Annotated in this window: 10 protein-coding genes; 3 read left to right on the top strand and 7 right to left on the bottom strand. The window is 60.2% G+C overall.

Annotated elements, in window-relative coordinates; genetic code table 11:
• Positions 1 to 20: 20 nt before the first annotated feature.
• Positions 21 to 833 carry an HDOD domain-containing protein gene (locus HU730_RS23230; protein WP_169921966.1) on the bottom strand — a complete coding sequence of 271 codons (813 nt, stop codon included), beginning with the start codon at positions 831 to 833 and terminating at the stop codon, positions 21 to 23.
• A gap of 276 nt (positions 834 to 1,109) precedes the next feature.
• On the opposite strand from HU730_RS23230, the gene HU730_RS23225 reads away from it, so the two are divergent.
• A complete protein-coding gene (locus HU730_RS23225; protein ID WP_003195152.1) occupies positions 1,110 to 2,306 on the top strand; it encodes a class I SAM-dependent rRNA methyltransferase in 1,197 nt (398 codons plus the stop codon).
• A 130-nt stretch (positions 2,307 to 2,436) separates the two neighbouring features.
• Here HU730_RS23225 and HU730_RS23220 read toward each other — a convergent pair whose 3' ends face one another.
• On the bottom strand, positions 2,437 to 2,895 hold the full coding sequence (locus tag HU730_RS23220; RefSeq protein ID WP_186527468.1) for a transposase: 459 nt from the start codon (positions 2,893 to 2,895) through the stop codon (positions 2,437 to 2,439).
• A gap of 386 nt (positions 2,896 to 3,281) precedes the next feature.
• Between HU730_RS23220 and ilvD the strand changes: the two genes are divergently transcribed.
• Positions 3,282 to 5,123, top strand: a complete 1,842-nt coding sequence (gene ilvD, locus HU730_RS23215) for a dihydroxy-acid dehydratase (protein ID WP_003195159.1) — start codon at positions 3,282 to 3,284, stop codon at positions 5,121 to 5,123.
• Positions 5,124 to 5,309: 186 nt separating this feature from the next.
• Here ilvD and HU730_RS23210 read toward each other — a convergent pair whose 3' ends face one another.
• The 4 genes from HU730_RS23210 to HU730_RS23195 all read right to left on the bottom strand — a co-directional run bounded on the left by HU730_RS23210 (position 5,310) and on the right by HU730_RS23195 (position 10,632).
• A complete protein-coding gene (locus HU730_RS23210) occupies positions 5,310 to 7,751 on the bottom strand; it encodes a TonB-dependent siderophore receptor (protein ID WP_186527469.1) in 2,442 nt (813 codons plus the stop codon).
• Positions 7,752 to 7,880: 129 nt separating this feature from the next.
• Positions 7,881 to 8,828, bottom strand: coding sequence for a FecR family protein (locus tag HU730_RS23205; protein ID WP_034128962.1), 948 nt, complete (start codon positions 8,826 to 8,828; stop codon positions 7,881 to 7,883).
• A complete protein-coding gene (locus HU730_RS23200; protein WP_034128963.1) occupies positions 8,825 to 9,358 on the bottom strand; it encodes an RNA polymerase sigma factor in 534 nt (177 codons plus the stop codon). Before HU730_RS23200 ends, HU730_RS23205 begins: the two co-directional genes overlap by 4 nt.
• A gap of 212 nt (positions 9,359 to 9,570) precedes the next feature.
• A complete protein-coding gene (locus HU730_RS23195; RefSeq protein ID WP_096142962.1) occupies positions 9,571 to 10,632 on the bottom strand; it encodes a phosphorylcholine phosphatase in 1,062 nt (353 codons plus the stop codon).
• Between the two features lie 242 nt (positions 10,633 to 10,874).
• Between HU730_RS23195 and HU730_RS23190 the strand changes: the two genes are divergently transcribed.
• The gene (locus HU730_RS23190; protein ID WP_034128965.1) at positions 10,875 to 12,266 is read left to right on the top strand and encodes an L-cystine transporter; all 1,392 of its coding nucleotides are present in this window, start codon (positions 10,875 to 10,877) and stop codon (positions 12,264 to 12,266) included.
• Between the two features lie 112 nt (positions 12,267 to 12,378).
• On the opposite strand, the gene HU730_RS23185 is transcribed toward HU730_RS23190, so the two are convergent.
• On the bottom strand, positions 12,379 to 12,891 hold the full coding sequence (locus HU730_RS23185; RefSeq protein ID WP_034128966.1) for a dihydrofolate reductase: 513 nt from the start codon (positions 12,889 to 12,891) through the stop codon (positions 12,379 to 12,381).
• Positions 12,892 to 12,921 lie beyond the last annotated feature (30 nt).

Below are 12,921 nucleotides of genomic sequence, written 5' to 3'. Positions count from 1 at the left end.
TGTACCTCTTGAATGACGGGTCAGTGCGCGCCCAGTTCGCGGATCGACAACTTCAGGCTCTCGAAGTCGTAGTCCGACAGGCCCACGTAATCCAGCACCAGGTGGCCGATGGCATTCCACTCATGGTCCACCGGCTGGTTACCCAGTACGCGGTAAGACGAACAGATATGCTCGGCCATCTTCAAAATGGCCAGCAGGTTCTTGAGCTGCGGGTTGCGCGTGGTCTCATCGCTGAAAATCACCAGGGCGTTATGGTGATTGGCGATGGCGTCGGTGACATGCTCCGGCAGGCGCCAGGACTTGGCGGTGTAGTAGCCGACTACCGCATGGTTGGTGTGGAACGCATTGTTCTCGGTATCGACCACGCGGCAATCCGGGCCGGCGTTGGCGTATGCCTGTTCCAGCACGGACATGTAGTTGGGGAAGCGCTTGAGCATCAACGGCACGCCGCAATCGTGGAACAGGCCCAGGGCATAGGCTTCGTCGACGGTTTGCGAACCGGTGCGCTTGGCCAGTGTGAGGCAGGTCATGGCCACATCCTGGGCAGTGTCCCAGAAGCGGTTGAGGGTGACGATGGTGTCGTCGCACATCTCGCCCTTGATTGACTGCGCGTTGATCAAATTGATGATCGAGCGGCTGCCCAACAGGTTTACCGCGCGCTGGATCGATGCAATTTTGTTGCTCAGGCCGTAATACGGCGAATTGACGATCTTCAGCAGTGCGCCGGACAAGCCCGGGTCTTGGGAGATCAACCGCGCAATCACTTCCAGGTCCGGGTCGGGCATGTACTGCTCCATCTGCAAATCCACCATGATTTGCGGTTGGGGCGGCACGCTGATGCCTTGCAGGGCCTGTTGGATCTGCTCGGGGGAAAGCTCTTGGGACATAAGTACACACTCTGGGCTAGGCGCGAATTCTACCCCTTATGCAGACGTGGCCGACACCCAAAAACCCAACTGAAACCCGATCAAATGTGGGAGCTGGCTTGCCTGGATAGCCTCACCACCGTACGTCTGATACACCGCGCCGCCCATATCGCAGGCAAGCCAGCTCCCACATGAAAGAGTGCGCAAAGGGTATACTCCCGCTCTTTTTTCCGGAGCGACGTCATGTCCCTGCCAAGCCTGCGTCTCAAAGCCAACGCCGATCGTCGTTTGCGCAACGGCCACCTGTGGGTCTACAGCAACGAAATCGACGTGGCCGCCACCCCACTCCACGGCTTCCAGGCAGGCGACCAGGCTATCCTGGAAGCGGCCGGCGGCAAGACCCTGGGCATCGTGGCCATGAGCCCGAACAACCTGATCTGTGCCCGCCTGCTGTCGCGCGACATCAAGTTGCCGCTGGACAAGTCGCTGCTGGTACACCGCCTCAACGTCGCGCTGTCCCTGCGTGACCGCCTGTTCGACAAGCCGTTCTACCGCCTGGTCTACGGTGATTCCGACCTGCTGCCGGGCCTGGTGGTCGACCGTTTCGGCGACATCCTGGTAGTGCAGATCGCCTCGGCGACCATGGAAGCGCATAAAGAAGACGTGATCGCCGCGCTGACCCAAGTGCTCAAGCCCAGCGGCATCCTGTTCAAGAACGACTCCGCCGCACGCGACGCCGAAGGCCTCAACCGCTACGTCGAAACCGTGTTCGGCCTGGTGCCGGAGTGGGTGGCGCTGGAAGAAAACGGCGTCAAGTTCGAAGCCCCGGTGATTCAGGGCCAAAAGACCGGCTGGTTCTACGACCACCGCATGAACCGCGCCCGCCTGGCCCCGTATGCCAAGGGCAAGCGAGTACTGGACCTGTACAGCTACATCGGCGGCTGGGGCGTGCAAGCCGCCGCCTTTGGTGCCAGTGAAGTGTTCTGCGTCGACGCTTCGGCCTTCGCCCTCGACGGCGTAGAGCGCAACGCCGCGCTGAACGGCTTTGCCGAGAAGATGACCTGTATCGAAGGCGACGTCTTTGAAGCGCTTAAAGAACTGAAAGCCAGCGAAGAACGCTTCGACGTGATCGTCGCCGACCCACCGGCCTTCATCAAACGCAAAAAAGACATGAAAAACGGCGAAGGTGCCTACCGCCGCCTCAACGAGCAAGCCATGCGCCTGCTCAGCAAAGACGGCATCCTGGTCAGCGCTTCGTGCTCCATGCACCTGCCGGAAGACGACCTGCAAAACATTCTGCTCACCAGCGCCCGCCATCTGGACCGCAACATCCAGATGCTCGAACGCGGCGGCCAAGGCCCGGACCACCCGGTGCACCCGGCGATTGCCGAAACGCGCTATATCAAGAGCATTACGTGCCGGTTGTTGCCCAATAGCTGATTAAAACCGACCCCTTTTGTAGGAGCGAGCTTGCTCGCGAAGAACGAATAGACGCCACGGGCTACCTGATAGCGCTGCGTTATCGTTGACGATCTTCGCGAGCAAGCTCGCTCCTACAGGGAAGGGTGCCTTATAGCCAGATGGCGTCCCATAGTGGGTATTGGCCAATGTGCTCGGCCAAGCCTGCGCGCAAGGGGTTTGCGACGATGTAGCGAGCCATTGCCTTCAAGTCTTCCTCACGGTGCAGCGCTCGGTCGAAATAGCCTTTTTGCCAAAGCACTCCGAAGGACTGTCTTGCCTTATTGACTGCACGCGCACTTCGCGATCTGGTTCGCTGCATGAGCCTGGGCAAATCGCCGTTGTGCAATTCCACCAGCCAGTGGAAATGATCGGGCATGACCACCCAGGCTAGTGACGTTGCATCTCCTTCCTCCTGAGCCTTTCTGAATTCGCGGACCAGCAAGCGACCGATAAGCCAGTCTTGAAAAATGTGTTGCCGTTGATGGGTGACAGCCGTTAGCAAGTAGATACGGCCCGATTCCGAATAGCGCCCTTTACGCAGCCGATGAGAATTTTGCTGGGTGGACATTCCTTCGTCCTCTTCTGTGATTGGAAGATAAACGGTAGGAGCCAGCGCGCCAGCGAGGCCTTAAACAGTGGTTCCAGATATGTCTTGCCGTTGTAGGAGCGAGCTTGCTCGCGAAAAACGAATAGTCACCCCGGTCCACCTGATAGCACTGCGTCATCGTTGACGATTTTCGCGAGCAAGCTCGCTCCTACAAGAAGTCGGTGTAGAATCGGCCCTATTCATCGCCAGTCATCCCCCGGCGGGTTTATGAGCTCGAGGCCCAAGCAAGCGGCGATCCCGCGATGCGAGTGGCAACTTCCGGACACACGGCCATTTTCTGAGTGTTCCAGTCGTCAATTAGAAGCTCACTCCCCTTTAGTACTTGATTAGCCGCCCGGAGTGCTCCAATGCCTGATTACCGCTCGAAAACATCCACCCACGGCCGCAACATGGCCGGCGCGCGCGCACTGTGGCGTGCCACGGGGATGAAAGATGACGACTTCAAAAAGCCGATCATCGCGATTGCCAACTCGTTCACCCAGTTCGTGCCGGGCCATGTCCACCTCAAGGACCTCGGCCAACTGGTCGCCCGCGAGATCGAACGCGCCGGTGGCGTGGCAAAAGAATTCAACACCATCGCCGTGGATGACGGCATCGCCATGGGCCATGACGGCATGCTGTATTCCCTGCCGAGCCGCGAGATCATCGCCGACTCCGTGGAGTACATGGTCAACGCCCACTGCGCCGACGCCATCGTGTGCATTTCCAACTGCGACAAGATCACCCCCGGCATGTTGATGGCTGCCTTACGCCTGAACATCCCGGTGATCTTCGTCTCCGGCGGCCCGATGGAAGCCGGCAAGACCAAGCTCGCCTCCCACGGCCTCGACCTCGTCGACGCCATGGTGATCGCCGCCGATTCCAGCGCTTCTGACGAGAAGGTCGCGGAATACGAGCGCAGCGCCTGCCCGACCTGCGGTTCGTGCTCCGGCATGTTCACCGCCAACTCGATGAACTGCCTGGTGGAAGCCCTGGGTCTCGCCTTGCCGGGCAACGGTTCCACACTGGCCACTCACAGCGACCGCGAGCAGTTGTTCCTGCAGGCCGGCCGCACCATCGTCGAGCTGTGCAAGCGTTACTACGGCGAGAACGATGAGTCGGTGTTGCCGCGCAATATCGCCAACTTCAAGGCGTTCGAAAACGCCATGACCCTGGACATCGCCATGGGCGGTTCCACCAACACCATCCTGCACCTGCTGGCCGCGGCCCAGGAAGCCGAGATCGACTTCGACCTGCGCGACATCGACCGCCTGTCCCGTCACGTGCCGCAACTGTGCAAAGTCGCGCCGAACATCCAGAAGTACCACATGGAAGACGTGCACCGCGCCGGCGGGATCTTCTCGATCCTCGGCTCCCTGGCCCGTGGCGGCCTGTTGCACACCGACCTGCCAACCGTGCACAGCAAGTCCATCGCCGAAGGCATCGCCAAGTGGGACATCACCCAGACCGACGACGAAGCCGTGCACACCTTCTTCAAGGCCGGCCCGGCCGGTATCCCGACGCAGACGGCGTTCAGTCAGTCGACCCGTTGGGACACCCTGGATGACGACCGTGAAAACGGCTGCATCCGCAGTGTCGAGCACGCCTACTCGCAAGAAGGCGGCCTGGCCGTGCTGTACGGCAACATCGCCCTCGACGGCTGTGTGGTGAAAACGGCGGGCGTGGATGAGTCCATCCACGTCTTCGAAGGCCGCGCCAAGATCTATGAAAGCCAGGACAGCTCGGTACGCGGCATCCTCGCGGACGAAGTCAAGGAAGGCGATATCGTGATCATCCGCTACGAAGGCCCTAAAGGCGGCCCGGGTATGCAGGAGATGCTTTACCCCACGTCCTACCTGAAATCCAAAGGCCTGGGCAAAGCCTGCGCCCTGCTGACCGACGGCCGTTTCTCCGGCGGCACGTCGGGCCTGTCCATCGGCCACGCTTCGCCGGAAGCCGCTGCCGGTGGCGCGATTGGCCTGGTGCAGGATGGCGACAAGGTGCTGATCGACATCCCGAACCGCTCGATCAACCTGTTGATCAGCGATGAAGAACTGGCAGCACGCCGCGTTGAGCAGGACAAGAAAGGCTGGAAGCCAGTGGAGAAGCGCCCGCGCAAAGTCACCACCGCATTGAAGGCCTACGCGTTGTTGGCCACCAGTGCCGACAAGGGTGCCGTACGCAACAAAGCCATGCTCGACGGCCTGTAAGCCCCGCGCATAAAAAAGCCCCGCCAGGTGCGGGGCATTTTTATGCCTGGCCAAAACCTCCACAACACCGAGGATCAACTGTGGGAGCTGGCTTGCCTGCGATAGCTATAGGCCTGCCGGTGAGTTCTTGTTTGGCACACCGCCATTGCGGGCGAGCCAGCCCCCGCATTGGATATAGGTAATCTCTTAGAACTGTGGGGTATAGGTCATGGTGAACATCACATTGCGTGGGTCCCCGTAGTAGTTGCTGCCCCAGTTCGCGTTGTAGGCCGGGATGTAATACTTCTTGTCGAACATGTTGTTCAGGTTTGCCGCCACGGTGAATTCCTGGTTGATCTTGTAGGCCACCCGCGAATCCCACAATGCATTGCCCGGCACGCTGAACGTACGGTCATAGGCTTCGGTGCTGCTTTGCGCGGTCACACCGGCACCCACGCTCCAATGTTGCCAATCGCCCGGCAACTGGTAATCGCCCCAGACCTTGAGCAAGTGCTTGGGGGTCCAGGTGCTGAAAATCTTGCCTTCGTAGGTATTGTCCTTGAGGAATTTAGTGGTGTTGTAGGTGTAGCTGGAGGCCAGCTGCAGGCCTGGCAGCACCTCACCACTGAGTGTGGCTTCAAAGCCTTGGCTGCGGACCTTGCCGGAAGCGACCGAGCAGTACCAACCATTGCAGTTCATTGGCCCTTGCAGGTCCTGCACGCTACGGTTTTCCTGATCGTAACGGAAGATCGCAAACGAGGTATTGAGGCGCCCGTCAGCCAGCTCTCCCTTGATGCCCAACTCGTAGTTTTTGCCCTCGATAGGCTTGAGCAGGGAGCCGGAGGTGGTCAGGTTGGTTTGCGGCTCAAAGGCATCGGCATAGCTGGCGTAGGCCGACCACTGCTCGTTGAGCGCATAGACCAGGCCGGCGTAGGGCGTAACCTTGCCATTGGACTGGGTGGTATTGTCTTGCGGGGCACCATATGTGCCTTTGAAACCACTCTGGCCAATGTAGGAATAGTCATACCAACTGGTACGCGCACCGACGATCAACGTCAGCGGGTCCAGGACTTTCACACGCCAGGTGCCATAGATGCCTTTCTGGCGAATGTCATACCAGCTCTTCGAGGCGGCACCCTCCTGGAACAATTGGTATTTGTCGCGCTGTGGGCGGTTGTGGTCGATGTTGAAGATATCCGCGCCGGGGTTTGAAGCCCGTGCCCACTGGTCGTCGGTGGTGAGCTTGGAATAGTTGGCGCCCAGCACCACTTCCTGCTGGAAGCCCAGCCCCTCAAACTTGCCGTTTACATACACATCCGCGCCGCGGCTCTTGGTATTGAAGTCGGTGATCCAATCTACATAGGGCACAGCGCCACCGCCGACGGGTACCGTGTCCCACGTCGCCTGGTAGGTTGCGTCGTTGTGCTCACCCATGGCTACCAGTGCGGCTTTCACTTTCCAGTTATCGTTGAAGCGGTGCTCGATGTCGGCAAACACCTGAGTCTGATTGTTGACGCTGCGGTTCCAACTGGCGCCGACAAATGTCGAACGCGGCAGACCGATATCACTGCCGTCGGCATAACGGGGCAACGACATGAAGTTGGGGCGCGAATGGCCCTTCTGGTTACTGATGCCCAGGCCGACGGTGGTGTCGGGAGTGAAATCGTAGTCGACGGCGCCATAAACCGTCTGGTTCCAGCCGCCCGCATAGTCGACGAAGGAGTCGGTGGTGTCGTAATCCGCCACGAAGCGTCCGCGCAAGGTGCCTTCGGCGTTCAGCGGGCCACCGACATCGACCTGAGTGCCGTAGTGGTCCCATGAGCCAGCCTTGGCGGTAATGGTCGCCGTCGGCGCTTGCTGCCCGCGCTTGCGCACCAGGTTCATGGTGCCGCCGGGGCTGTTGGCACCTTGCAGCAAGGCGGCCGGGCCGCGCAGCGTCTCGACGCGGTCGTAAATGGCCATGTTTTCGGTGAGATAGCTGCCCAAGGTGTAAGTGTTACGTGGAATCCCCAAACCGTCGTATTGCAGGGTGCCAACCTCGAAGCCACGGGAGAAGATGAACATACCGGAGCCGGGAGACTTGGTCGCTGTCAGGCCGGGCGTGCGCTTGACCACTTCAGAGAGCTTGGTGGTGTTCTGATCATCCATCTGCTTGCGGGTCATGACGCTGACCGACTGCGGGATGTCCTTGAGTTTTTGCTCGCCCTTGCCCAGGGTCACGGCCCCCGTGGTGTACGAGCCCGTGCCTTCGGTGGTGACGCCCAGGCGTTCGGCCGTGATGGTGGTGGCGCCCACTTCCAGGGCAGAACCTGGTACCACACGTTTTTCCAGGGTGACGGTATCGGCATTGATAAACGCCGCGCTCAGTCCCGTGCCGCCGAGCAGTTGCCCCAAGGCTTCACGCTGCCCCAGGTTGCCCTTCACACCCGGCGATATCACCCCCTGGGTCAACTCCCCATTCACTAGCACCTGAACCCGCGTCACCGCCGAGAACGCCGCCAGCGCAGCGTCCAGGCCCTGCCCGGGAATATCGAAGCGGTAGGTCTGGGCCTGCTTGGCCTCAGCGGCCTGCAGGTACGACGGCGCGATACAGCTGGCCAAGGAAATGGCCAAGGCCAGCAAGGGCCGTGTGGCGAATCGGTGTGCCATGAATGGTGCTCCCCGGTACAAAAGTCTGTGATCGGCGCCGCACTACTTGAGAGTGCTTACTATTTACGCCTCAGTGATCAAGGACGATGGCTTGCGGGGAAACCCTGAAAATATTTTGAGAAATTGCCGTCAGGACGCATTGCCTTCACGCAACACCAGCAAATACGGGGTGTAGTGCTCGGCGCGCAGGTTGAGGGTGTATTCCAACGCCTTGAGCACGGCATCGGGCTTGTCGATTTCGAACACGCCGGACACTACCCGACTGCGCAACGCATCACCGAGCACCAGCGTCTTGCCGGGCCAGTAACGGTTCAGTTCAGAGACCACCACCGACAAAGGTTGCTGACGGAACACCAGTTGCCGCTGACGCCAGGCAAAGCCGCTGGCCGGGTCGAAACCGTGGACGTGTGCAAGGTGCCGGCTCTGATACTCCACGGCCCGCCCCGGTTCCAGATAGACCGGCGTGCCGCTCCCTGCACTGACTTCAACCTTGCCCTGCGCCACCTGCACACGCGTCTGGTCATCACGCCGCGCCACACTGAACTGGGTGCCGACCACTCGCACCCAGCCGTCGCCCGACTGCACCACGAAGGGCCGTGCGGGGTCCTTGGTCACATCGAAGAAACCTTCGCCACGCAGCAAACGAATCTGCCGCTCACCCGCAGTCATGCGGATTTGCACCGCACTGTCGGTGTTGAGCTGAAGGTGGGAACCATCGGCCAGTTCGATGGTGCGCGACTCGCCAGTGCCGGTGGCGTAGTCGGCGCGCAAACGGTCAAGCCAGGGAGTGTTCTGCACGGTCAGGCCCACGGCCAGCAATACGGCAGCCGCATACGCCCAGCGCCGCAGCGGTTTACGCCAGGTGGCCTGCTCGGCACGGCGAATGACGCGCGCCGGCTCACGCAGGCCACCGAGCATCGCCTGCACTTCCTGCCAGGCATCATCCTGCGCCTGGCCCTGACCGAGCCACGCAGCAAAGGCGTCCATTTCAGCCGGGGTCAAGTCCTCGGCGTGCAGGCGGAAATACCAGCCGGACGCCTCTTCGAACAACACATCAGCAGTAGGCAGGGCAGTCATGACCGACGTCCTTGTGCATCGCAGGCTAGGCGCGTCTTGATGTACCCACGGCATTCAATCAAGGCGCGACGCAATTGGTATTCCACACTGCGCGGGCTGATCGACAGGCGTTCGCCAATCTCGCGGTAGGAAAGCTCGTCGACATGATAGAGCAGGAAGATCTGCCGAGTCGCCTCGGGCAGGCCCAGGATCGCATCCTGCATCAGTTGCTCCTGCTGATAGGCGGCCAGCTGTTCGTCGGCACCGGGGTTGCTGCAGGGCAGTTCTTCGCTCGGTGCGCCGGCATCCAGACGCTCGCGGCGGATAGCCTGGCGCTGGTGGTCGCGCACCAGGTTGCTGGCAATGGTGAAGAGGAACGCGGGTAGGTTATCGATCTTCTCGCCGGACTCCAGGCGCGCCAGGCGCAGGAAGGATTCCTGGGTCAGGTCGGCAGCCACCTGGGCGCTGCCGGTGCGGCGCGTGACGAAGGCTTCGAGGGCTTTCTTCTGCTCCGCGAACAGGCGCGCGATCTGCGTATTCCAGGAGGACACAGCACTACCTTGAGAAGAACGGACGGTTCAGGGAGTGCGCACGCTAGCAAAGAATGAGATTAGTTCGCAATTGATATCTATTTTGCCTTTGAGTCTGCGGTGTTCTTAAGACCGCCTTCGCGGGCAAGCCGCTCCCACAGTTGACCGCGCCCCAACATGAGAATGCGGTCGACGGTGGAAGCTGGCTTGTCTGCGATGCAGGTGACTCGGTCTTACTGGATCTCTTCCGGCTTGACGATCACCCAGTTCTTGTCCGCCGTCACCGGCAGCCCTTCCTTGGCTTGCGCCGCCGCGTGCTTGGCGATCATGCCGTTGAGTTGGGTCATGTACTTGTCTTTGCGGTTGATCCACAGGTGGATGCCGCCCTTGGCCACATCCACATCGTGGAACAGCATGTAGCCGTCGCTGGTCGGTGTGTCACCGCCGACAATCACTGGTTTTTTCCATTCGTCGATGTAGGTGAGGATCGCCGCGTGCTTGCCGGCCATCCAGGTCGCCGGGGTCCACAGGTAGGGGGTCAGTTCCAGGCCGAGGTTGCTCTTCTCGTCATACTTGCCGGCAGTGATCTGTTTGCGTGCGGTGGTCAGCTCGTCGGTCTTGCGATCCTTGAGCAAGGTGGTCACGCCGATGACGTTCTGGGGTTTGACGTTGTAGCCGTACTTCGGATCAGCCGCGACCATGCGCACCAGCTCCTCGGACGCGGCGGTCATCACATAGACCTCGATGCCGTTTTCCATCAGTTTGTTGTACAGCTCGGCCTGGCCGGTGAAGACTTTCGGCGGCTGTACCTCGGATTTTTTCACCACGTCGCCTTCGAAATAGCTGACCGGCACGGGCTTGCCGGAGGCCATCAGCTCGTCGACCTGCACTTTGAGTTCCTTGAGGGTGAAGCCGGAAAAAATCTGCGCAACCCAGGGGTAGCAGACCATGTCGTCGACTTCGCACAGGCGATAGTAGTAGCTGAACAGACTTTCCTTATGGTCTGCGGTGTCTTTGAAGGGGATAAGCTTGAGCGAAGGGTCCATGGTTTCGCGGGTGATCAGGCCCTTGTTTTCCATGAACGGCAGCAAGGACTCTTCAAGGTCGTAGCGGTAACTGGTGTTGTCCATATCGAACACCGCGTAGTTACCCTTGTTGGCGTTGGCGGCGATCATTTCATTGAGTTGTTTGGCGGCAGGTGCCGGCCAGTGTTTCAACTCGGTGGCGGCAAACGCCTGGCTGACGAGCCCGAGGCAAAAGGCGGCGGATAACAGTAGTTTCGGCGCGAGCTTCATAGGCGTTGTCTCCCTCAAGTGAAAGACATCGACGCTAACAAATCCGTATGACAGTTATCGCCCGTGCGCGACCGCTGACGTCGCGATTGCGCCAAGGGCATACGCCTGGGCGTCAAACGCTTATTCCAAAAACGACAGTCGCCATTCCATATTGGTATTAAATCAATATATTTCAAGCTGTTAGGCTTCCCGGTTCGCAATCGCAGGCTCACGCGATTGGCTGCCTTCTCAACGGAGCTTCAATGAATCTGCCCCTGATTCTCAATTTATTGGTGTTCGTGGCCCTGTTGCTGGGCCTGGCACAAACTGGCCGTACTAACTGGAGCCTCGCCAAGAAGGTGCTGTTCGCCCTGGTGCTTGGCGTGCTGTTCGGTGCGGCGTTGCATACGATCTACGGCGACGGCAACCCGGTGCTCAAAGCTTCGATCGGCTGGTTTGACCTGGTCGGCAACGGCTATGTGCAGCTGCTGCAAATGATCGTGATCCCGCTGGTATTCGCCTCGATCCTCAGTGCCGTGGCACGCCTGCACAACGCCTCGTCCCTGGGCAAGATCAGCTTCCTGACCATCGGCACGCTGCTGTTCACCACGGCCATCGCGGCCCTGATCGGCATCGGCCTGACCAACCTGTTCGGCCTCACTGCCGAAGGCCTGGTGGCCGGCACCCAGGAAATGGCGCGCCTGCAAGTGATCCAGAGTGATTACGCAGGCAAGGTTGCCGACCTGAATATCCCGCAGTTGCTGCTGTCGTTCGTACCGGCCAACCCGTTCGCCGACCTGGCCCGGGCCAAGCCGACGTCGATCATCAGCGTGGTGATTTTCGCCGCGTTCCTTGGGGTTGCCGCGCTGCAACTGCTCAAGGACGACGTGGAAAAAGGCCAGAAAGTCCTTAACGCCATCGACACCCTGCAAGCCTGGGTGATGCGCCTGGTGCGCCTGGTGATGAAGCTGACCCCCTACGGTGTGCTGGCGCTGATGACCAAAGTGGTCGCCGGTTCCAACCTGCAAGACATCATCAAGCTGGGCAGTTTCGTGGTGGTGTCGTACCTGGCCCTGGGCCTGATGTTCGTGGTGCACGGCCTGCTGCTGTCCTTGGCCGGGATCAACCCGCTGCGCTTCTTCCGCAAGGTGTGGCCGGTGCTGACCTTCGCCTTCACCAGCCGCTCCAGCGCTGCAAGCATCCCGCTGAGCATTGAAGCGCAGACCCGTCGCCTGGGCATCCCGCAATCCATCGCCGGCTTCGCCGCCTCGTTTGGCGCGACCATCGGCCAGAACGGTTGTGCCGGTCTTTACCCTGCGATGTTGGCGGTGATGGTCGCGCCGACTGTGGGCATCAACCCGTTGGATCCGCTGTGGATCGCGACCCTGGTGGCGATAGTGACCTTGAGTTCGGCGGGCGTTGCCGGCGTGGGCGGCGGTGCGACCTTTGCCGCGCTGATCGTGCTGCCGGCCATGGGCTTGCCGGTGTCACTGGTGGCGCTGTTGATTTCCGTGGAGCCGCTGATCGACATGGGCCGTACGGCGTTGAACGTCAATGGTTCGATGACGGCGGGGGCGATTACCAGCCAGATCATGGGGCAGACGGATAAAGCGTTGCTGGATGCCGATGAGCATGCCGAACTGGCGCAGGCATAAAGGCTTATAACCTGTAGGAGCGAGCTTGCTCGCGAAGAACCTGAGGGCGCCGCGTTCATTCAGAATGCACGCGTCATCGTTGACGATCTTCGCGAGCAAGCTCGCTCCTACACTAGTTGCGCTCCCACACCTCGAAGTTGTAGGCCGGCTTATCACCTTCAGCCGGATTTTCGACATTCGACACCAGCTTCCACTGGTTCCCATCAAACTGCGGAAACCACGCATCCCCTTCCGGGCTCAGCGCCACGCGGGTCAGGTACAAGCGATCGGCCTGTTCCAGCCCCTGCGCATACAACTGCGCGCCGCCAATCAGCATCAGCTCGTCCACGCCTTGCGCCTTGGCCCATTCCTCAGCGCGCTCGACCGCTGCACCCAGTGAAGGAAAAACTTCCGCACCTTCCAGCACAAGATCGGTCTGACGGCTGACCACCAGGTTCAAGCGCCCCGGCAGCGGTCGGCCCAGGGAATCCCAGGTCTTGCGCCCCATGATGATCGGCTTGCCAAGGGTGGTGGCTTTGAAATATTTGAAATCCCCCGGCAAATGCCAGGGCATGCTGTTGTCGACGCCGATCACACGGTTTTCACCGAGGGCTGCGATCAGGCTTAAAGGGAGAGTTTTTTTCATGGCGACGAGAATACCAGAGCGGCGAGCCAG

The organism is Pseudomonas sp. SWRI22, from assembly GCF_014268395.2.
Lineage (GTDB): Bacteria > Pseudomonadota > Gammaproteobacteria > Pseudomonadales > Pseudomonadaceae > Aquipseudomonas > Aquipseudomonas paracarnis.
The sequence above is the reverse complement of the archived record's forward strand: the minus strand, read 5'-3'. Positions and strand labels throughout refer to the sequence as shown.